The sequence below is a fragment of the Rhizobium sp. BK112 genome, from assembly GCF_014193215.1.
GTDB lineage: Bacteria > Pseudomonadota > Alphaproteobacteria > Rhizobiales > Rhizobiaceae > Rhizobium > Rhizobium anhuiense.
Window position 1 is genome coordinate 84,092 of sequence record NZ_JACHYZ010000018.1, and the last position, 19,587, is coordinate 103,678.

Genomic DNA, 19,587 nt, shown 5'->3' on the forward strand with positions numbered 1-19,587 from the left:
ACAGAAATTCATCTGTATAGGATAGGTAGGCGGCAAAGACAGCGAACCCATGCGTGCACGATTCGGGAGCTAGCAGTGACTTTCGTTACCCATCGCGACCCTACCGACACTCCCGTCCTCCGCAAGGAGAGAGGCGCGTTCTTCACGCCTCCGGCGATTACCAGTTTTATTTCCAAATGGGCCATCCGCGCGTCTGAAGATCGCGTGCTCGAGCCCGCGGCTGGCGATGCCGCATTCTTGGTTTCGGCGGTCGAGCGGCTTCGTGAACTCGGTCCACGCAGGCGCTCGTGCCCGATTGTTCATGGCGCGGAGATCCATGCGCACAGCGCAGCCGTTGCCCGCAAGCGGGTCGCTGACGTGGGGGGCGAGGCCGATATCCAATTGTCCGACTTCTTTGCCGTCACGCCTAATCCAGCGTTCGACGCCGTTATCGGAAATCCTCCTTATATTCGATATCAGGATTTCACCGGCGAAGCCCGCACTCGTGCGCGAGAAGCAGCCATCAGGGGCGGCATTTCCTTGACAGGGCTCGCGTCCAGTTGGGCTGCGTTCACCGTGCACTCGGCGTTGTTCCTGAAGAATGGTGGCCGCCTGGCCTTCGTCTTGCCCGCCGAACTGCTCTCGGTGAACTATGCCGCGCCCGTCCGCAAGTTCCTGTTCAGTCGATTCCGCGACGTGCAGCTCGTATTGTTCGATGAGCAAGTGTTCCCGGAGGCGGAAGCGGACGTAGTGCTTCTCCTCGCTGACGGCTACCTGGAGGGGCCGGCGGATTTTGCAACGATCCGGCAAACCAAGAACGCTGCAACGCTCGACACTTTAGGCCCGGGACTGAGCTGGACACCGGTCGACCCTGCGGCCAAATGGACCAGCAGTCTCGTTGCTGCCGACGCGGTGCATCTTTTGCAGGCCCTCACTGGAACCGGCCTATACACGAACCTGGAGACCTGGGGCGACACGACGCTCGGAATGGTAACCGGAAACAACAAATACTTCACGCTTTCCCCCCAGCGCGCAGCAGAGCTCGGACTGCGCCCAGACGAGTTGCTCAGCCTTTCGCCACCAGGAAGCTCGCATTTGCGAGGCCTCTCGCTCTCGAGTGCCCAGCTTAAGAAACTTGGTGAAGAGGGCAGCGCGGTTCACCTGTTCTATCCAAATGAACCGCCTTCCAAGGCTGCCGCGGCATATATCGCCGACGGCCACAGGACAGGCGTCGACACCGCCTATAAATGCCGGGTCCGCAAGACCTGGTATCGGGTGCCGCTCGTTTCACCCGCGGACCTCTTGCTGACATGCATGAATGCGGACACCCCCCGGATCACCGAAAATGCCGCCAAGGCCCGTCATCTTAATTCGGTGCATGGGGTTTACCTGAACGAGGCATATACTGCCTTGGGCCGCGAGCTCCTTCCTGTCGCCAGCTTGAACTCAATCACCTTGTTGCATGCCGAAATGGTCGGCCGCGCCTATGGAGGCGGGATACTGAAGATCGAGCCAAAGGAGGCAGACGTTTGGGCCATGCCGTCCCCGACCCTGGTCGCCTCTCGCGCCGATGAGCTTCGCAAGGTCAAGCGAAGCGTTGCAAAGCTGCTGGACAAAGGGCGGCTGCTCGATGCCGTTAATCTGGTTGACGAGGTACTGCTGCTGGACGGCGAGGTTTCCGCGACACAAATGGCGGCCGTCCGGAATGCACGCGCGGAACTGGCGAACCGTCGCAATTTGAGGTCAGCAAGTGGCCGCTAAACCAAGTTCGAAAGCAGAAGCCTGGGAAATATTCGATCATATCGTCGAAGCTGCCGCACCCAGCGGGGAACACAACAATCCATGGGTTCTTGGAACTGACGGCCAGCCGTTCATCAAGCCCGATTACGACACCCTTGCGCTATTGCTCGGTGTTCCGCTGCACCTGAAAGCGGGAACCCAAACAGGAGTTCCTGCCCTCGCTCTCGATGTCTGGCTCAGCTACGAACTTCGCAGGGCCGGTTTCGGCACGGACCAAGTCTGGCCAAGGCCAGCGAACCCACGCGTCCTCCCCGCGCCCGTAGCGGCATTCGTCAAGTCACTTCCCGTGGCCGTTCGAGCCAACGCGGAATCCTATTTGCTATCGAGGACGTCCATCCCCGGGGTCACCTCCTCCTCGGCATCCATTCTGGGGAAAAACTACCTGAAACAGGTGGATGTCATCATCACCGACTGGGTCACCGGCCCCGAATTGCTGATTTCAACGAAGCGCATGGATTCCTCCTATGGGAAGAATGCGCCGAACCGCATCGAGGAGTCCTACGGCGATGCCAAGAACCTTCGCTTACGCCACCCGCTGGCGGCTCTAGGGTTCTTGTTTGGCCTACGGTCTGACATCCTGGAAAAGGAGCCCAAGACGGCCGAGTGGTTGTTCGATCTCTTGGCTAAACTTGGCCGTGAGGACGATGCGTACCACTCCACCTGCCTGGTGTTGATGGAATACTCATCTGATCCAGTACTACTGGCGGCCGACGAGGAAGAACCAACCGACGGCATATTAGAACCAGGCCCGCAGCCGATAACGGATCCGGCAGAGGCTGAGATCGCGCACCTTGCGGAAAGCACGGTCGAGAGCATCGTCAAGGCCCTGCCCAAGGTATCGATCCTCGAAGAGCGAACCCCCGATGAACTCTCGCCCGCCCGCTTTCTGACATCTTTGGTTACGCGCGTTCTCGCGACTACACCCGTCAACATGCATGAGGAGGCTAGGAGGCGCAGGTCTTCAGTGTTGGCAAAGAGATAACGACCCTCCGAAACCTGGCGCGACCAGCAATCGAATGTATAAGACGCTGGTTGATTCATTGTTGAGCGAGCACCTGGAGCACGGAATCTCGCAAACGCTTACAGTCAGCTTCAAAATCACCGCCTTCACCAGCGCTCGTCCAAAGTGTTTTCAGCTCCGTTTCCGAAGCGTCCAATCGTTCCAACGCCACCATGATCCGCTGTCTGAGATTTGGGATTTTTAATATTTTCCCGGCATCGCGCCTAATCGCTAGTTTGTGATCGTCGATGGATGGAGGAGTTGGAAATCCTCCCGCGATTGCCACAACCTCACACCTCGCCCAGAAGGTTTGTTCTGTCTCCGCCGGAATAGGTTTCCCTAAATCCGAATACTCAGCAATTTCTGCAAGCGGGGTAGTCACAGCAAGAAATCCCAGCCGGTCGAACAGTGCCATCCAATCACTCGCAGCATCATTTTCGAAAACGTCTTTGCCCCAAGTACCCATAGGATGTCCTGTAACTTCTGCACCAATGGGCGCGGTCTACGAAAAAATAGGAGCGACCGCAATTGATGCAAAGTTCCGCTTCAAAAGCCGCGCTCCCTTGCCGCCCCCTCGCCCTCGTGGTTCAAGGGACTTGCACAATGCGGCCGTTACCCTCGATCTCTGTCGCATCGCTGGATGCCCCGACAATTCAACATTTCCGTTGCCCGAAATCGAACCATCCGCGTCTACCTGGGCGGTCATCTTTGCATTGCCGCTCCCTCGGATTGTCACCGTTGCCGATTTTGCAATCAGGCCTTCGAATTGGGCTTCGCCAGAGCCGGGAATGTTGAGCTTGATGCGTCTGCAATTCCCGTCGCAGAGGAATTCCCGCTGCCTTGATGTTCACCTCAAGCTCTGGCTGGTTGATCTTGGATAGTGTCAGGTCAACATTGTTCAGCAAATCCCATCTGGTGATCGCTGGTCCCGATAGCCTGATGTCGAGCCGGGAAGCAAACAGCCAGGATTGCAGTCCAAGCCCACTCGGCCGGATGTAAGTCGCAAATGATTGACCAACGCCAAATCGCCGCGGACGACAGCCTCCGTCTTTTCCCCTGGTTGGTAGTGGGTGGCGCCGAACAGGGCGATTGCCAGCCTGCCGTCCGCAACAAAAGGCAGTTAACCTACTGCTGGGTACCGCTTGCAGGCTCGCAGGTCGATCCTCCGTTCCATAAATATGCTGCGCTGGCCCAGCCAGACCCGGAAAGAACGGTTCCGAGCGCTAGGAAGGCGGACCGGAAAAACCACGCCGAAGACAATTATTTTAACAGCAGCATCGACATGTTTACTTGATGGACAGTAGTTCATGTGAATTATGGTGTGATGAGAGACTTATGCAACCCGAGATTCATCGGCATTATAGTCGTTGCTACCTTGGTGGCGGCCCTCTTGCTAATCGACGATGTAAGCTCGTCATGGCGGTCTGCAATGCTGGTAGCCATACTGGGGCAGGTTGGAGCACTTTGGATGTTCCGCCTGCTCTGCCTACTATTTATTGGCCTAGCGCTGTGGGCGATATGGCAAGATGTGAAGTCGCAAACGCGCGTTGATCGGATCATCGCCCAGCGGAATAAGATCGACAAAGGTGTCCGGCGCGACGAGTGACGGGCTTTTCAACGATTTCCGCCAACAGCCACATCGCTTTAGTGTTTCTTTACGCTATAATGAGGAAGCTACGCGCTTCATTTCTGGCGGGCCGAATAGTCTGTATAAGTTCCTGTCATGTTGGGATCATTGCCGAGCTTCTCACATGACAGCATCAATCTTTTCATTAGGATTGTGCTTGGCATAGACGTTGCAATCTTCATCGCCGTTGGCACGTATTATTTCATCTTGAACGAGCGTCTTGCTTCAAAGGCATCGAAGTTCGGTGAGATTACCTACACGACACCGTTCACAATCCACACAGGGATCGCCTGGGGATCGCCAGAGTGCCCGCAAGCGATCAGAGACGAGTATTTCCATCTCCGCAGGCAAATGTGGAAGCACAGCGCTTTCGTTGCGATCCCAATTTTAATCTACCTCATTTTCCTTCGGCCCTATTATCATTAGCGAGGCAAAGTCGACCGAACCCGGTCTTCCAACGCTTTCAAACTATTCCGAGTTTTCGATCCTGGGTTACCGGAAATCTCGGGCTTTTAGGGAATGGGCTCGGCATAGTATCGGGCTCTGGATAAATTCCGTTATGCCGAATTCGGCATAAGGGTATTAATATGTCCCGCGACTGCATTCCTTGGCCGGAAGGTTCCCGGGAATCCGGCCTACCGGGGTGCCATCAGCGAATTCACTCCCCTCCCGCTCGGAAGAGCGGTAAATCTTCAGGCATTCGGAGCACAGCAATCTTGTCACCAGACAGCGCTCGAAGTAGCACGTTCCAATGAAAAACGAGCTTATCCACGAAATCTGGCTCGATCCCGAACGTGATGGTCAGATGCTTCCTGGCCTTTGTCTTGCTGGCCCCATGGGCGATGGGTTCAGGGCACTCCTTAAGCCAGGAGCGGTAAAGGCCGCCGAACTGACGGGACATAGCCATTTCGACGCCATGACCAAATATCGGAAGATTCAAGGCTGGGGCGAATACGTGGCGGAATATCTGCAAGATCACGAGCCCTATCCAGATGAATGGGCAGCAATTCAGCGCACTTTTCTCGATGGCGGAAATTGATCCGCAGTCGGCGGCTGCAGTCTGGCCCTTGTGTTCGCATTCTTTCCAATAGAGGTTGGGTCCTCACCTGGAGCTGATCGATACGAAGGTCGGGGATTCATCCCGATCCCCGATACTATGCCGAGCCCGTTCGCTAAAGCCTGATATTTCCAGTTCCAGGATCGAAAGCTCGGCATAATTCAGAGGTGCTCGAAGACAGGGTTCGGCACGACGCCGACACCTTCGGCGACGACTATGCCTGAAATTCTTTGGAAAGTATGCCCATCATCAGGTCGTCATGCCATACACCGTCTACGAAGGCGGTTTCTCGCTCCCGTCCCTCAATCAGGAAGCCACCCTTCTGGTAGGCCCTGATTGCTCGCTCATTGAAAGCAAGAACCCTTATGCCAATGCGGTGGAAATTCAGCTCCGTGAAGGCGTGGTGCAAAAGCAGGCGGATCGCCTCGCTTCCATGCTGACGACCATCCTCTATATCACCGCGGGATCGATCGCCTACGCACTTGTCGGCGTCGTCTTCCATTTCATATTCCGCACGCTCGTCAAGCGTGACCACAACATGTTCCGCATCCTGATCTCCTGGATCGAGACCCGCGGCCGGTCGCGCAACGCCGCCTATTGGGGCGGCGCCAGCTTGTCGCCCCTGAGGCTCATCCGGCGCTATGACGAAAAGGATTTGAGCTTTGCCTAGCACCGCAACGCTTCGCTCGCGCGAACTCGGGCCCGAAACTTTCATTCCATACGTCCGTCATGTCGACGAGACGACGATCGCGCTCGAATCCAGGGCCTTGATGGTGATGGTCGCGCTTGAAGGCATATCCTTCGAAACTGCCGATGTCATGGACCTCAACAGCCTGCACCGCGATCTCAATACGCTTTACCGCAACATCGCCGACGACCATCTGGCGCTCTGGAGTCATGTCATCCGCCGCCGCGACAACGCCTACCCGGACGGAGCCTTCGCCAACCCCTTCTCGCAAGGTCTGAACGCTCGATATCGCGACCGCATGATCGAAGAGGATCTGTTTCGCAATGATCTTTACCTCTCGCTTGTCTGGCATCCGGGCCGGGATCCCGCAGAAAAAGCCGCCCATCTTCTCTCCCGCCTGCGCAAGGCGCGCCGCGACCGTGTCGAGCTTGATGAGGATGCCCTGAAGCATCTGAGGGACAAGGTCTCCGACGTGACTGCGTCCTTTTCCAAGCTGCATGGGGTCATAGATTGCGATTGCCATTGATGCTCGGCGATCCTGAGCATTAATGCCGTGGTGGAGTTAGTCTAAGTGAAACTGGGACTGGCACAATGACCGCTCATGCTTCCCTGCCATAGTGCCGCCACAGAATTCCGCCCAATCATGCCTGTATAACAAGCGGATGGCGAAGAATGAGATTGCTGGTTCTCCTTGCTGCGGCCCTCTTTCTGACAGCGGTGCATGCCCAAGCCCAAGTTTACGCGCCATATGATGGATACGATGAATACGACGGCTACGACTATGATGACCCTTACAGCCCGTATCCCCCTCCTCCCTACTACGAGCCAGAACCTGGCTATCGAGAACCTTTGCAAGAACGTCGGGAGCCATCGACGCGAATTGGACGGGGAACCGTTGTCATCGCCACGCGTGAGCACACTCTGATTTACACGACCGCACAGGGCGAGCAGTTCGCTTACCCCATTGCCGTCGGCCGTGAGGGCAAGCAGTGGTACGGAACAACGCGGGTCGTGTCGAAGCGATTGCATCCCGAATGGCGACCCACGGCCAGCATGCGGCAGAAGAACCCACGGCTTCCGGCCGTTGTGAAACCCGGTCCCGCAAATCCGCTTGGAACCCGCGCGATCTACCTTGCCGACGGACTGCTACGCATCCACGGCACCAACGATCCCTCCTCGATTGGAACCAACGCGTCGAGCGGTTGCTTTCGGATGTACCGCGAAGATGTCGAGGAGCTTTATGAGATGGTGCAGCCGGGAACCCGAGTAATCGTCCAGCGGTAATCGAATTTCGCTTGACCGAACTGTCCCGTCATTTCCATTTCGCTGCCCACTGGCGGAGTTCAGCCTTCGCCTTTTCAGGCCATGCTTTCACGTCGGGATTCACCTTGATCTTCTGCCCGGACGGCTTCCAAGCAAGGTAGACAGTCCTCGAAGCTAGGTGGATGATGCTCGCCTTGAACGAGTTCGAACCTGCGACACCCTGTTCATATCTGAGAATGTTGAGCATGCAATCGAATCCCGTCTTGCAGAGCGCAAGTCCGGCCGACATTTCACCGTTCAAACCGCTCCAGCATTTTTCTCAGTTGTTCGTTTTGGAGCTTTAGCCTTCTGGCGAGCTGCCCCCTGAGCAGCCTGATTTCTTCATCCAGGTTCATCTCGTTTGTGGTGTCGCCGACCTGGGTGGCCTGGGGAGTGTTTGGAACGGCTACCGCTTTCTTGCCGCGATTTCTTTGCTTGCGCGGCGCGACCTCGACAGCCTGAATGTCCACAGCACGAAGCGCAGCGATGATGTCCGTACCTGTCTCGCCGGAAGCTGGATGAACAGCCTGCACGACTCCGGCATCTTCGATTTCGAATTTATCTTGGCGATCGTTTTTGGCTTCTTCGGAACGCACACGCTCTGTGAAAATTGAAGTGGATTGATCGTGGTGTGTCGCATCGCTTGTCGGTCGGCCCTCGCTATTCAGCTTCTCCTCGGCAGGCGCTTCAATCGGACCGGCAATAGCCAACGGGTCCGCGGCAACAACCTTCTTGGTCGAGCCGCCTTCTCTCTTTTGTTCGCGTCCCGGTGAGATCAGACGAGCAAGAAATTTCCAGGGAGACGCCATCTATCTGACCTCGCGTTTTAACCCGCAAGCAGGCAGTGAGTTTTGGTTCCGGCAACGGCATCCATCGCTGCCAAACTATGTCTCGATAAGCATAGCAATGCAGCCGGGATTGACCGGCTACTCATATCAGTCGAGCTTGAGCCGTTTGCGCAGATCGGCATTTTCTGCACGAAGCTTTTCAGCCAGAAGCTTGCGGAGTCGCTGATTTTCCTCTTCCAACTGCAAGAGATCCGCCATCTCATCGATCGCTGTTATCGGCGCGGCCGAGGTGGTCTGTGCGGGCTTTGGAGCACGGCTAACACGCGTACGTTTAGCACTCGACGCAGCTTCGATCACCTTTGCCTTGCGCCCTCTCCTCTTCCCGCCACCGGCACCGGTCAGCGCCGCCGGCGGCTCTGCCGTAGCGTCAACTGACGAGGTCTCGAGCGCCGCCGCTTTCTTGGCGCGGGGTTTGCGCTGTTTCTTCGGCGCAGTGGGTGTTTCAACAACGGTCGGTCCATCGGCCTTGGTTGCCGTATCAGTGTCGTCGGCCATGCTCATCTCCTGTGTATCTGATAGAGTTGTTGATGCCCCAAGAGACGGTGTCAACAACGACTTGCCGTCAGATTCCGCGAAAGACGTTTCGCCGTCAGATTTGCCACGCTGAGAGCTATCTGATGGATGCCGCGATGTCTCTTCCTCTAGATCGCGAGCGACTGACTTCAGATCCATGTTACCCCAAATCGAGTTCGACTTGGGATCGAGTTTTCGCCTGCCGTTCTTGTACTCGACGGCAAAACTGCGCTGCGCTTTTTTCAATATAAGAGGCCTTGGGAATTCATAGGATGGTTTGCTGTTATGCGGTTACGTCACGAATAGCGCCTACGGGAACACCCGTCTATAGGGATGCTCATATCAGATCGACCGCACCATTCCGGTAGCAGAATTTGTGGCCCATCGAATGGGATTGAGGGCGGCCTATACGCTCAAAGCTCTTGAAAGAAAATGGCACCAGTCGTTAGCCGCGAGACATTTTCACAGGGTTCCCGACGATCCATTATGCGATCTTTTTAGTCCGGAGCATGAACACCATGGCAACAAGTTTGGCACTGACTCTTAAGCTTTTGCTATGCCAGCGATGAAGGAATTCTGGCAGAAGCGGATGTCGGCTAGTCGCTAGAACCATTCCTCGGAACCAGGAAACCGATCGGGTTGAAGTTTGCGGCGTGTGAGACCTCATTCTTTTGGATAACTTTCCGCGCGTCGTAGAAGCGTCATACTATCTTCGCGGGAAACTCGGAGATGGGCATGCAATATCGCCAAAGGTCGGTTCTGTTCGCAGCACCTTGGCTGATCATCGGAGCTGCTGCAGTCGGCGCTTCGGGCGGCATAAACATTGCAGACTTCGAAAAGCCAGAACTGCTAATCGCCGCGCTGTTTGTGGGCATTATCATCGGCATGGCCGTTGAGCAGTTCCTAACCGCGACGAGCAGACAGGCGTGGCGAGAGAGAAACAGGTCGCGCTCGGAGGAAAGACGCTGGAACGAACGCGTCATACAGGGCCCCTGGCTTCAGACCCCAGCTGCTCAGCCATCGCGGCCAATCGATGCCACGGATCAACTACGTATCGTGATGTGCTCGAAGTTCACCACCCAGCCATTGCTGAACAAAAGCGAAGCCCGGGTGTTTCGGGAACTCGACAGTGTGGTGATCGGCTGCAATTCGTCCTGGCAGGTGATGGCTCAGGTTTCAGTGGGCGAGATCCTGCGAAGTGCCGACCCAGACGCCTACAGTTGCATCAACTCCAAACGCGTGGACTTGCTCCTGGTGGACGGCAATTGCCAACCGCGGCACGTCATCGAATACCAGGGCGGCGCACACCATCAAGGCACCGCGGCCGCGCGTGACGCAGTGAAGAAGGAGGCGCTACGACGCGCCGGGATCGGCTATTACGAGGTGGTGGCTGGGCAAACGACGCCGTCGGAACTCAGGCGCTTGGTCGAAAAGCTGGTGGACAAGCCGAGCGTCAGCTAAAGCTATCTCATCACGAACGTCTGGTCGAGCCTTTGCGGCTGGAGAAACGATGGCCGTGTCTTAATGGACTCGGGGCGCACCCGGGATGATCTCCGATTTCCAGGCAGTTCCCGAAAATCTGTTTCCGGGCGCCGAGATACCGCAGTGTTTCTCGAAGACGTTCATCCCTGCGACGAGATTGGCAATGCCGGTATAGTCCTAAATGCTGATGAACATAACATCCTTGACTGAACCAAGGCGCTGGCGAACAAGCGACATTCTTCGTTTTCCTTCTCCGCAAAGTATTTTTCGCCCACACAAACAGGTTGCAAATGGTGCAATAGTTCGCTTATGTATCAATATTTCCTCTCTTCATAATTGCATCAAGATTTAACTGGGGCACATATGAACCGAATTGCAATTGGCGCGGCGGCTGTGATTCTTGCGGCCGCTAATGTCTCTCATGCTGCCGACGATATAGATCGACCGGGAAAAGGCGACTGGTGTTACTTGGCAGTGCACGCTCCAACCCTGGTTGAACAAAAGAGCTTCGTCGAAGAAGTGGCAAAAGCCGCTAAAATATCGGCAGAGAAATATGGCGTCCCGGGTGCAATGATCGCTAGCATGGCAGTCGTGGAATCGGGTTACGGTTTGACCCGCATAGCGATCAAATCGAACAATATTTTTGCCTTCAAGTGGCCGGGCGCCGAGATCGGTAAGGGCTATGAAAAATTTGTCCTGTGGTGCCAGCCTGATTGGGACGACGGAAACGAGTATCCTGCATTCAAAACCCGAGCGGACGCCGTCAATTTTGTGGCATGGCGCCTTGCCAATAGCCGACACTACAAGCCAGCCCGCGATGCATACCAGGAGGCCCTCAAAAGCGGCATCGATAAGCGCACCGCTGCAATGGCGTGGCTGAAATCAATTGCCTCAACCTACAATTACGACGGCACGCGATACGTTAGCCAGATATCGGCGATCGTCAAAAGACCTATTCCCAACAGTTCCATTTCGATGTGGGAGATGACCGAATGAGAACTCTGTCGCTTATACTTGCGTTAGCCACACTCTCTCTATCGGCGCTTGCCAACCCGGTCGCCGCAAAATCGACCTTCGACGCTATTTTCGAGAAGCTCCAGGATAATAATCTGGGGAGTTCGCTCACCAAAGTCATCGCCGCCAGAACGAAGCAACCACGATATTTCGAGCAGAATTGCGATGCGACGCCCATAATGGATAATCCTCTTTACCCGGGGATTCCGTACAAGGAATGCACTTACAAGGAAGGCGGGCTCGATGGCTGGGTCCAACTGGCCACTATCCCGGCCGAGATGATGTCAGGCTGGATCGTGGATGCGTGCTTAAAATCACCGAAAGCGCGCCGGTGCATTGCCCGTCTGGCTGCCTATATGTGGGAATCCAATCAATTCTCCTTCCCTATCGCAGGAAATATAATCGAAACCGGAAACTCCGCTGGCGCGTCCTCCAACGACTATCTCAATTTGGTGTTCTTGCATGGTGTTACGATCCCGCTTCCGGACGGCATCCCGCAACGCGGGTCGGTTTCTGTAGCGAAGCAGAAAGCAATCATCGGCGCTCTTTCTCGAACCACCACAGTCGATAGGCCGGCTCAGGTCTCAAGACCTTCGGGAATAAGGCGAGAGATCTATTTACGCTACAGCGAGCGGATGAAGCTGGATAACGGTGAGGATATTGATGTGGGTACCTCCTGCCCGTCAACATCCAGAAAATCGGGCTGGCTGGAGGTCTCTCGCAGAAGCTTGGTCGAAGCGTGGAACAAACCTCACCACCGACTCATTGCTGCGGCCGCGCAAGCTTTAGAAAAGGCCGAGTCGCCTGGCCGGATCCCGTGCAACTAGAGGCCGGTGCTATGAACTGACACCGAGCGCTAGGCCAGATCCCCGACACATGTCGGCCTGGTGCTGAACACCAGCCGGGCATCGGCCGGCAGCGACAGTATAAAGGCCCTTCGCCTTGACCGGATTCGAACCAGTTGCCACCAACTTTAGATAAGCGTCACTAAAGCTTATCTTAGCATTAAGCCATTATGGAAGGTGTTAGTTCTCTGGAAAGTCTCGCAGCGACGTTCCGACGAGCGCCCGAGAAAGCGCCGGCATCATGGGTTTTGAGGCAGGCCGCCTAGTCGTCTGAATTGCAGTTCGAGGATTATGTCTACTGAAATAACAAACTCGGTCGGTCTGATAGGACGTCTTGTGCAGCCGCGAACCCGATCCCGCCGGATCGTCGCATGTTTCGTTCTGGCGGTCTGGCTTGTCGTGGTCGGCTTTCGAGTATTCCATCATGTGATGTTTCGCGATGAGGTCCGTGCCCTGACACTGGCGCTCTCCGGCGACAGCATAGGGGCCATGCTGCGGACGATCCATGGTGAGGGTCATCCGGCCGTCTGGTATCTGCTTTTGCGTGTTGCACATCTGATGTTCGGAAACGTAGTAGTTCTCCCCGGCCTTGCCCTGCTGGTCGCCACTGCCGCAGTGGTCTTGCTTCTCTTCCGCTCACCATTCCCCCTTATTCTGGTCATATTGATCATAGGGAGCGACGCTTTCGTCTATGAATATTCCGTCATGGCCAGGAACTACGGCATATCTGCGCTGGTGCTCTTCGTCATCGCTGCAAATTACAAGGCCGGTCGGACGCGAGGATATCTGATCGGCGGGCTGCTCTTTCTTCTCGCCAACACCAATGTCATTGCCGCCATCATGACCGGCGGCTTCCTGCTCTTCTGGTTCCTAGACCTTTTCGAAGACCGCGCCATGCGCTCGTTGCCGTCATTGACCAACTTCTTCGCCAATGCGGTGATCGCGACGGCCGGACTGGTGGTCTGCGGCATCACTATCCTTCCGACGTTCAACGATGCCGCGGTCGCCGATCTCTCGCTAACGTCACCGGTGGAACTGGCCCTGAGTGCGCTCCTAAACCCGGCAAGTACGACGCCCGGCGCCCTATTTCCGACCGTACCCATCCCGATCGGATCATTAATACTCTTCGGCTCCACGCTCGGTCTTCTGGCGAGACCCGCCGCTTTCATTGGGGCAGTCGTTTCGCTTCTCGTCTTCTCGCTCTTTTCCAAACTGGCATCGCCTGGCGATGAAAGGCATGCGCTGGTTTGGTTCTGCTTCTGCCTATCGCTTTACTGGATCAGTTGGGATCGGATCGCTGACTGCTTTTCAGGAAAAATAACGGTGCGCTCTAGTGCCGTGGTTCGCTTCGGCTGTGGGCTGTTGGTGATAATGGTGGGACTGCAGGTATTGCTAGGGCTCAACAAGTCGGCTTATGCAGTTGGCGTCGGCAGGGTCGAGAGCCGCAGTGCGGATCTTGCCCTTCTCATCCGATCCCGGCCGGAACTTGCCAAGGCAACCATAGTTGCCGAGCCGGAATATCTCGCCGAGGCCCTGCCATACTACATCGACAATCCAACATACCTGACCCGCGAGCACAAATTCGGAACGTACGTCCGCTTCACAAAGAAAGGTAAGCTCGACACGGATCTTGGAGAGACGCTGAAAACCAGCCAGGACCTGCACGCCCAGACCGGGTTTCCAGTGGTGATCCTGATGCAGCACAAGCTGAAGAAAATAGTTCCGGACGAGGTCTACCGGGAGGGTTACAACTGGACCTTCCATGCCTCGCGCCAGCAGATCGACGATTTTCTGTCCGCAACGACGCTGCTGGCCGAATTCGGCCCTGCGAATTATTTCGAAACCTATGATGTGTATCTGTTGGACGGTGATCGGAATTAGACCGTCTGATGATGAAGGAGGCGTCCTGCATGGATACAAGCGTGGTTGAACGCAGGGTGACCGCATCAGCTCGAGCGGGTTTGCGCGACTATATCGCCATTGCGCGGCTCGATCACAGCACGAAGCATATCTTTATCCTTCCCGGCATCATCCTCGCCTATCTTCTGCGCGGGGTCAGAAACGACGACCTGGCGTCCTCGATCCTGCTCGGACTTGTGACTGCGATCTGCATCGCATCCGCGAACTACTGCATTAACGAGTGGTTCGACCGCGAGTTTGACCGACATCATCCGACGAAATCGCAGCGGTCAGCCGTACAAAGCGCAATGAACGGCAGGTTGGTGCAGCTCGAATGGACCCTGCTGCTCATCGTCGGCCTCGGCTGCGCCATTCTCGCGAGCAAACTACTCTTCTTCGCCGCCTGCTTGTTCGCGATTCAGGGAATTCTTTACAATCTCGACCCGATCAGAAGCAAGGACAAGGCCTATCTCGACGTGATCTCGGAATCGATCAACAATCCTATCCGCCTCGTGATCGGTTGGTCGATGATCGATGCCACGAGCCTCCCGCCGGGATCGATCATTCTGGCCTACTGGTTCGGCGGCGCGTTCCTTATGGCGGCCAAGCGCTTGTCGGAATATGACGAGATCGTCGCTTCGCATGGAAAGGAGCTGCTATCGCGATACCGGGCTAGTTTCACCCAGTATACGCAGGTCTCGCTGACCGCCTCCTGCATTGCCTATTCGCTGTTTTCGATTGGCTTTCTGTCAGTCTTCCTGGTTAAGTATCGCATCGAGTACATACTCGTCCTGCCCTTCGTCGTTGCCCTGTTCACTGCTTATTTCGTGATGGCGACGAAACCGGGCTCTACGGCGCAGAAACCGGAAAAGCTGTTCCGCGAGCCTGGCCTGATCGCGATCGTCGCGGCCCTGGTAGTGGCCTTCATCGTCACGACACTTGTCGATCTCCCGCTTCTGGTGACGCTGACCGAGCAGCACTACATTATCATCCGATGATCGTGGGGAATGTCGACTGGGGCAGTGTCCGCTTCGTCGTCTTCGACGTCGACGGGACGCTCTACAACCAGCGAAGGCTTCGCCTTCGGATGGCCGGCGAAATGATTGCTGATGCACTGGCGAGCGGCTGCTTGACCAATTTGCGTGTGCTGCGCGCATACCGCTCCCTGCGTGAAACCGTCGGCGAGGAGGAGATCGACAATTTTCAGGCGAGCCTAATGGCGCGAACCGTCGCGCGAACCGGCCAGCCAACCGAAAGGATAGAGGCAATCGTCAGCGAGTGGATCGAACGTCGTCCGCTCGCCCATATCGCATCCTGCCGGTATCGAGGAGTGGTGGAGCTGTTTGCGGCGCTCAGGCGGCAGAACAAGGCGATCGGAATCTATTCTGACTATCCCGCCGGCCAAAAGTTGCAGCAGATGACACTGTCGGCCGATTTCGTAGTGGCCTCAACTGATCCCGACATCGGCATCCTGAAGCCGGATCCACGCGGCCTGCAGATACTGATGCAACGCGCCGGCGTGAGCCCGGCGCAAACAGTTTTGATTGGGGACAGGCCAGAGCGGGATGGCCTTGCGGCGCGCCGCGCCGGTGTCCTGCCACTCATTCGCTCCCACAGGCCACGGGAGGGCTGGCTGACATTTTCGAGATATTCGGACCAGGTATTCGAAGCGTTGCGAACGGGGAGAGCGTCCGGATGATCCTGTCCAGGGCGATCCGCTATGTATTTACCGGAGGCCTGGCTGCGCTAGTCGATCTGGCGGTATTTCGCGTCCTCTTGGCGCTTGGTGTGTCCCTCGGTGTTTCGGCGACATCGAGTTGGATGATCGCGGCTGCCGTCAATTACCGCATCACCAGTTGCTATGTCTTCAATCAGCCAATGAGCCACAAGCGCGCTTCACGCTTCCTGATCGGCGCGCTGTTCGGCCTATCGATCAACGTCTGTATTACGCTAATGTCCGTTCAACAGGTCGGGTTCGCGCCCTTGTGGGCAAAGCTCTTGGGCATCGGCACGGCCTTTGTCTTCAATTTCCTGATCAACCTTCTCTGGGTGTTCAGGTAGAGTGAGCGACGACGACAGTGCAATATCTTTCCTTTGATTGAAGGGCGCTGCCCAAGAAGACGCGAAAATTCAGCAGAGCCTCGGTGGGAAGGCATGTTCGAAAGTGGCGCGATCGTTAGACGTGCCTGAGATAAGCGTCCGAGAAGCATCCGTCAGTCCGCTTCAAGGCGAAAGGATACATGGTGCAGGCTCTTGATGGGAGCCGAACCCCGACGACACCTACTGTCTCTAGCCCGCGAGCCGGTAAGGCACTGAAAAAGCGCCGTTGCGGCGTAATGTTGTTTTATGAAGCCATGTAATCAGCGGAGCGGACGCTGCGAAAGGCTTCGCGTCGGCACTGGCGAACCACCTGCATCGCTCTTCTAGGCTAATTGATCAACCAAGGTAGCGAAGAGATCCGCTCCACTCATTCTTCCTTGAAGGCGCGTGCGACCTGATCCATGAGGGGCTTCGTCAGATAGGCCAGAGCAGTTCGCTCGCCGGTCTGTATGAACGCCTCGACCGGCATGCCGGGAACAGGCGTCACCTTGCCAAGTCTCTGCCACTCGCCATCGGAAACCTCCGCTCGAACGACGTAATAGCTAAGGCCCGAGCGTTGATCCGCCGTCAGATCCGCCGCCACGCCGGTCACGACGCCATTCAGCTCCGGAGTGTTTCGCTGACTGAAGGCGGAAAATCTCAGATGCACCATCTGTCCAGTCGTGACCTGGTCGATGTCAGTTGGCGAAAGTTTGACTTCTGCAACGAGGGCATCACCATCAGGAACGATCTGCATGATCGCTTCACCGGGAGCAATGACGGCGCCAGAAGCGTGAACGGCAAGCTGATGCACGACGCCACCCTGCGGCGCACGAATATCGATGCGTTGCAAGTCATCCTCGGCGGCGACGAGGCGTTCTGAAAACTCGCCGATATCGCTCTCGGCCTGACGAAGCTGATCGGACACTTCGCTACGCAGGTCGTCGTCGATCTGGATAATCTGAAGCTCCGTCTCGGTGACCCTGCCCTTCGCCTGTGCCTCGTTTGCGAGCAGACTGCCAAGCTCTCCCGTCAGGTTCGCGGCTTCTCGCTGCAGGGCATAAACTCTGTTGGCCGGAACAAGCCCCTGATCAAACAGACGCTGCAGGCTTTCCAGCTCTTTTTCGATCAACCCGATTTCCTGTCGCTTTCCAGTTTCCTGCGCGACCAAGCCTTCCGTCTCTTGTTTGAGCTGCTCAATTCGCTCGCGCAACTGCGCTTTACGGCTCATGCGCGAAGACCTTCTGTCGGCGAAGAGCCGCTTCTCGCCTTCGATCGAGCGGCTGACCTCAGGATCGTTCGCTTTTGCAAGAAACTCTTTCGAAAACCCGACCGCATCCGCCCCGTCGCGTTCCGCTTCAAGCCGTGCAGTTCTGGCGGAAAGCTCGTCGAGACGTTTTCTGACGATGGCGAGATTGGCGCGCGTTTGTGTGTCGTCGAGGTGAATAAGGACTTGGCCGGCTTCGACAACATCACCATTCTTGACGAAGATTTGGCCGACCGTTCCACCTTTCTGGTGCTGGACCGGCTTCACATAGCTGTCGACGACAACCGTTCCGGCTGCAATCACGGCACCCGAGAGGTGCGTGGTGGCTGCAAGACCTCCCATGACGCCGCCGAGAAGCAGGACGATACCGAGGGCAACCGCTGTCAGATTGCGGATGGCGCGCTCCGCCGATGGCGCTCCCTTCTCTTTCACGATCCCGTCTCCTCGCCGCCAATCAGCAGACGGACGGGTTGAGGCGCGGCCTTCGTCGGCCTTGCCGTTGTCTTGCTCAGCACTTCGTCCTTGGGACCGAACGCCTGCATCTGGCCATTGCCCATGACCAAGACTTTGTCGACGGCGACCAAGGCGCTCGGCCGGTGCGCGATCACGATCGCGATCCCTCCTCTCGAGCGAATGCCGGAGATTGCTTTCGTCAGCGCCGCCTCACCGTCGGCGTCGAGATTGGAGTTCGGTTCGTCGAGAACAACCAGGAAAGGATCGCCATACAGTGCGCGTGCCAGCGCGATGCGTTGACGCTGGCCAGCCGAGAGCGCCGATCCGTGCTCTCCGATTTTCGTGTCGAACCCATCGGGAAACTGCACGATCATGTCATAGACGCCCGCTGCCCGCGCTGCGGCAATGATCGCCTCGGAACCGGCATCCGGATCGAAGCGCCCTATGTTTTGAGCAATCGAGCCATCAAAGAGCGAGACGTCTTGCGGCAGGTAGCCGACATGACGGCCGAGTTCGCGTGGATCCCATTGCGCGAGCAACGCCTGATCGAGCCTCACTGAGCCCGCCAGTGGCAGCCAAAGGCCCGTGACGGCGCGGGCGAGCGTCGACTTTCCCGATGCGCTTGGACCGATGACGCCAACTGCCTCGCCTGCCGAAACCTTGAAGGAGACGCCGCGGAGAATAGGGCTGCGGCCACCGGGGGCGGCGATCTGCAGGTTTTCGACGGTCAGGCTTTCCCGCGGCGCTGGTAGCGCGACCTCGCGCTGTTCCGAGGACATGAGCGTCATCAGCTTCGTCAGGCGCGCCCAGCTTTGTCGAGCGGCCACGAAGCCTTTCCATTGCCCAATGGCGAGCTCGACGGGTGCGAGTGCACGGCTCACCAGAATGGAGCTGGCGATCATGATGCCGCCGCTTGCCTCCTGCCGGATTACCAGAAAGGCGCCGACAGCGAGAACGCCCGACTGCAGCATCATGCGCAGGATTTTCGAAGCGGTCGCCAGCCCACCGGTGACGGTGCTGGCGGCCACGTGGTTTGCCAGATATTTTCGGTTGAGCTCGCTCCAACGTTGTCCAATGAAATGGCCGAAGCCCATGGCGAGGACAGCTTCCGAGTTTCGCTTGGTCGCTTCGGCAAGATTGATGCGCTCGGCGGCAAGCTTGGCTGCTTCCTTCGCCGGCTGCCGTGATCGGTACTCGGTCAGCACCGTCAAGCCGATAAGCATGAGCGCGCCTGCGAGTGCAGTCACCCCGATCCAAAAGTGGAATAGGAAACAAAGGAAGAGGTAGAAAGGCATCCACGGCATGTCGAACAGGGCCGTTGGCCCCGGCCCCGATAGAAAGCCGCGGACTGTATCGAGATCGCGCACGCATTGTAGCCCGTCGCCCGGCATCTGCATGCGCGACGGCAATAGCACCAGAGAACCGTAGACGCGATCGCCGAAACGTTCGTCGACCGCGGTTCCCACCCGGACGAGGAGCAGCGATCTGATCAGTTCCAGAATGCCCTGGAAGACGAACAGCGTTGCGGCGATGACCCCGAGCCCCACCAATGTCGGCAGGCTCCGTCCGGGGATGACCCGGTCGTAGACCTGAAGCATGAAGAATGAGCCGGTCAGGGCAAGGATATTGATGACACAGCTCGTCAGGCCGACTCCGAGGAAGGCCTTGCGAAGTGACGAAAGGACCGCCACAAGAAAGACTTGTGACGGCTGTTCTGCAGCCTTGTTCAAGACA

General features: G+C 56.9%; 21 protein-coding genes and 1 pseudogene. 14 read left to right on the forward strand and 8 right to left on the reverse strand.

The genetic code is table 11. From position 1 onward, the window contains the following. Window positions 1-75 precede the first annotated feature (75 nt). Together FHT75_RS32210 and FHT75_RS32215 are read left to right on the forward strand one after the other, a co-directional pair. Window positions 76-1,740: an N-6 DNA methylase gene (locus FHT75_RS32210; RefSeq protein ID WP_183845500.1), complete on the forward strand. Its 1,665-nt coding sequence runs from the start codon at window positions 76-78 to the stop codon at window positions 1,738-1,740. After that, on the forward strand, window positions 1,730-2,761 hold the full coding sequence (locus FHT75_RS32215; protein WP_183845501.1) for a hypothetical protein: 1,032 nt from the start codon (window positions 1,730-1,732) through the stop codon (window positions 2,759-2,761). The genes FHT75_RS32210 and FHT75_RS32215 overlap by 11 nt, the downstream gene beginning before the upstream one ends. A 55-nt stretch (window positions 2,762-2,816) precedes the next feature. Here the strand turns inward: FHT75_RS32215 and FHT75_RS32220 are convergent, their stop codons facing one another. Continuing rightward, window positions 2,817-3,245: a DUF4259 domain-containing protein gene (locus tag FHT75_RS32220; RefSeq protein WP_183845502.1), complete on the reverse strand. Its 429-nt coding sequence runs from the start codon at window positions 3,243-3,245 to the stop codon at window positions 2,817-2,819. A 36-nt stretch (window positions 3,246-3,281) separates the two neighbouring features. After that, window positions 3,282-3,581: a GIN domain-containing protein gene (locus FHT75_RS36100; RefSeq protein ID WP_312865394.1), complete on the reverse strand. Its 300-nt coding sequence runs from the start codon at window positions 3,579-3,581 to the stop codon at window positions 3,282-3,284. A 204-nt stretch (window positions 3,582-3,785) separates the two neighbouring features. Here FHT75_RS36100 and FHT75_RS36105 point away from each other — a divergent pair, with 204 nt between their 5' ends. Together FHT75_RS36105 and FHT75_RS32230 are read left to right on the forward strand one after the other, a co-directional pair. Beyond that, window positions 3,786-4,073 carry a hypothetical protein gene (locus FHT75_RS36105; RefSeq protein WP_246713003.1) on the forward strand — a complete coding sequence of 96 codons (288 nt, stop codon included), beginning with the start codon at window positions 3,786-3,788 and terminating at the stop codon, window positions 4,071-4,073. A gap of 1,084 nt (window positions 4,074-5,157) precedes the next feature. After that, a complete protein-coding gene (locus FHT75_RS32230) occupies window positions 5,158-5,445 on the forward strand; it encodes a hypothetical protein (RefSeq protein ID WP_183845503.1) in 288 nt (95 codons plus the stop codon). Window positions 5,446-5,677: 232 nt separating this feature from the next. Here FHT75_RS32230 and FHT75_RS36555 read toward each other — a convergent pair whose 3' ends face one another. Next, entirely contained in the window at window positions 5,678-5,965 is a 288-nt protein-coding gene (locus tag FHT75_RS36555) for a GNAT family N-acetyltransferase (protein ID WP_409527376.1), read from the reverse strand. On the opposite strand from FHT75_RS36555, the gene FHT75_RS36110 reads away from it, so the two are divergent. The 3 genes and pseudogenes from FHT75_RS36110 to FHT75_RS32245 all read left to right on the forward strand — a co-directional run bounded on the left by FHT75_RS36110 (window position 5,846) and on the right by FHT75_RS32245 (window position 7,435). Then, window positions 5,846-6,133: a type IV secretion system protein VirB3 gene (locus FHT75_RS36110; protein WP_409527378.1), complete on the forward strand. Its 288-nt coding sequence runs from the start codon at window positions 5,846-5,848 to the stop codon at window positions 6,131-6,133. The genes FHT75_RS36555 and FHT75_RS36110 overlap by 120 nt on opposite strands. Further along, window positions 6,126-6,644, forward strand: a pseudogene (locus tag FHT75_RS32240) (transporter); the annotation flags it as partial. The gene FHT75_RS36110 and the pseudogene FHT75_RS32240, both read left to right, overlap by 8 nt. Window positions 6,645-6,823: 179 nt before the next feature. Then, a complete protein-coding gene (locus FHT75_RS32245; protein WP_183845504.1) occupies window positions 6,824-7,435 on the forward strand; it encodes a L,D-transpeptidase in 612 nt (203 codons plus the stop codon). A 28-nt stretch (window positions 7,436-7,463) separates the two neighbouring features. Here FHT75_RS32245 and FHT75_RS32250 read toward each other — a convergent pair whose 3' ends face one another. The 3 genes from FHT75_RS32250 to FHT75_RS32260 all read right to left on the reverse strand — a co-directional run bounded on the left by FHT75_RS32250 (window position 7,464) and on the right by FHT75_RS32260 (window position 9,060). Further along, the gene (locus FHT75_RS32250; RefSeq protein ID WP_183845505.1) at window positions 7,464-7,661 is read right to left on the reverse strand and encodes a hypothetical protein; all 198 of its coding nucleotides are present in this window, start codon (window positions 7,659-7,661) and stop codon (window positions 7,464-7,466) included. A gap of 43 nt (window positions 7,662-7,704) precedes the next feature. Beyond that, on the reverse strand, window positions 7,705-8,262 hold the full coding sequence (locus FHT75_RS32255; protein ID WP_183845506.1) for a hypothetical protein: 558 nt from the start codon (window positions 8,260-8,262) through the stop codon (window positions 7,705-7,707). 126 nt (window positions 8,263-8,388) lie between these two features. Then, a complete protein-coding gene (locus FHT75_RS32260) occupies window positions 8,389-9,060 on the reverse strand; it encodes a transcriptional regulator (protein ID WP_183845507.1) in 672 nt (223 codons plus the stop codon). Window positions 9,061-9,549: 489 nt separating this feature from the next. On the opposite strand from FHT75_RS32260, the gene FHT75_RS32265 reads away from it, so the two are divergent. The 7 genes from FHT75_RS32265 (at window position 9,550) to FHT75_RS32295 (ending at window position 16,115) form a co-directional block, all read left to right on the forward strand. Next, window positions 9,550-10,275: a DUF2726 domain-containing protein gene (locus FHT75_RS32265; RefSeq protein WP_047617914.1), complete on the forward strand. Its 726-nt coding sequence runs from the start codon at window positions 9,550-9,552 to the stop codon at window positions 10,273-10,275. 384 nt (window positions 10,276-10,659) lie between these two features. Next, window positions 10,660-11,292: a glucosaminidase domain-containing protein gene (locus FHT75_RS32270; protein ID WP_047617673.1), complete on the forward strand. Its 633-nt coding sequence runs from the start codon at window positions 10,660-10,662 to the stop codon at window positions 11,290-11,292. Further along, window positions 11,289-12,137: a hypothetical protein gene (locus tag FHT75_RS32275; protein WP_183845508.1), complete on the forward strand. Its 849-nt coding sequence runs from the start codon at window positions 11,289-11,291 to the stop codon at window positions 12,135-12,137. Before FHT75_RS32270 ends, FHT75_RS32275 begins: the two co-directional genes overlap by 4 nt. Before the next feature lie 309 nt (window positions 12,138-12,446). Beyond that, window positions 12,447-14,036, forward strand: coding sequence for a hypothetical protein (locus FHT75_RS32280; RefSeq protein ID WP_183845509.1), 1,590 nt, complete (start codon window positions 12,447-12,449; stop codon window positions 14,034-14,036). Between the two features lie 29 nt (window positions 14,037-14,065). Next, complete coding sequence (locus tag FHT75_RS32285) at window positions 14,066-15,052, forward strand: UbiA prenyltransferase family protein (RefSeq protein ID WP_183845510.1); 987 nt, start codon at window positions 14,066-14,068, stop codon at window positions 15,050-15,052. Beyond that, complete coding sequence (locus tag FHT75_RS32290) at window positions 15,049-15,753, forward strand: HAD family hydrolase (protein ID WP_183845511.1); 705 nt, start codon at window positions 15,049-15,051, stop codon at window positions 15,751-15,753. Before FHT75_RS32285 ends, FHT75_RS32290 begins: the two co-directional genes overlap by 4 nt. Further along, on the forward strand, window positions 15,750-16,115 hold the full coding sequence (locus FHT75_RS32295) for a GtrA family protein (protein WP_183845512.1): 366 nt from the start codon (window positions 15,750-15,752) through the stop codon (window positions 16,113-16,115). The genes FHT75_RS32290 and FHT75_RS32295 overlap by 4 nt, the downstream gene beginning before the upstream one ends. A gap of 406 nt (window positions 16,116-16,521) precedes the next feature. Here FHT75_RS32295 and FHT75_RS32300 read toward each other — a convergent pair whose 3' ends face one another. Both FHT75_RS32300 and FHT75_RS32305 read right to left on the reverse strand, forming a co-directional pair. Continuing rightward, window positions 16,522-17,832, reverse strand: a complete 1,311-nt coding sequence (locus FHT75_RS32300; protein ID WP_183845513.1) for an HlyD family type I secretion periplasmic adaptor subunit — start codon at window positions 17,830-17,832, stop codon at window positions 16,522-16,524. Further along, a complete protein-coding gene (locus tag FHT75_RS32305; protein WP_183845514.1) occupies window positions 17,829-19,583 on the reverse strand; it encodes a type I secretion system permease/ATPase in 1,755 nt (584 codons plus the stop codon). The genes FHT75_RS32300 and FHT75_RS32305 overlap by 4 nt, the downstream gene beginning before the upstream one ends. Between the last annotated feature and the right edge of the window lie 4 nt (window positions 19,584-19,587).

Excerpts from the sequence above, each read along its gene's own strand:
- FHT75_RS32255 (WP_183845506.1), bottom strand. The coding sequence starts at position 8,262 with ATGGCGTCTCCCTGGAAATTTCTTGCTCGTCTGATCTCACCGGGACGC.
- FHT75_RS32280 (WP_183845509.1), top strand. The coding sequence starts at position 12,447 with ATGTCTACTGAAATAACAAACTCGGTCGGTCTGATAGGACGTCTTGTG.
- FHT75_RS32290 (WP_183845511.1), top strand. The coding sequence starts at position 15,049 with ATGATCGTGGGGAATGTCGACTGGGGCAGTGTCCGCTTCGTCGTCTTC.
- FHT75_RS36555 (WP_409527376.1), bottom strand. The coding sequence starts at position 5,965 with ATGGAAGACGACGCCGACAAGTGCGTAGGCGATCGATCCCGCGGTGAT.
- FHT75_RS32275 (WP_183845508.1), top strand. The coding sequence starts at position 11,289 with ATGAGAACTCTGTCGCTTATACTTGCGTTAGCCACACTCTCTCTATCG.
- FHT75_RS32245 (WP_183845504.1), top strand. The coding sequence starts at position 6,824 with ATGAGATTGCTGGTTCTCCTTGCTGCGGCCCTCTTTCTGACAGCGGTG.
- FHT75_RS32285 (WP_183845510.1), top strand. The coding sequence starts at position 14,066 with ATGGATACAAGCGTGGTTGAACGCAGGGTGACCGCATCAGCTCGAGCG.
- FHT75_RS32220 (WP_183845502.1), bottom strand. The coding sequence starts at position 3,245 with ATGGGTACTTGGGGCAAAGACGTTTTCGAAAATGATGCTGCGAGTGAT.
- FHT75_RS32270 (WP_047617673.1), top strand. The coding sequence starts at position 10,660 with ATGAACCGAATTGCAATTGGCGCGGCGGCTGTGATTCTTGCGGCCGCT.
- FHT75_RS36105 (WP_246713003.1), top strand. The coding sequence starts at position 3,786 with ATGATTGACCAACGCCAAATCGCCGCGGACGACAGCCTCCGTCTTTTC.
- FHT75_RS32295 (WP_183845512.1), top strand. The coding sequence starts at position 15,750 with ATGATCCTGTCCAGGGCGATCCGCTATGTATTTACCGGAGGCCTGGCT.
- FHT75_RS32265 (WP_047617914.1), top strand. The coding sequence starts at position 9,550 with ATGCAATATCGCCAAAGGTCGGTTCTGTTCGCAGCACCTTGGCTGATC.
- FHT75_RS32250 (WP_183845505.1), bottom strand. The coding sequence starts at position 7,661 with ATGCTCAACATTCTCAGATATGAACAGGGTGTCGCAGGTTCGAACTCG.
- FHT75_RS32230 (WP_183845503.1), top strand. The coding sequence starts at position 5,158 with ATGAAAAACGAGCTTATCCACGAAATCTGGCTCGATCCCGAACGTGAT.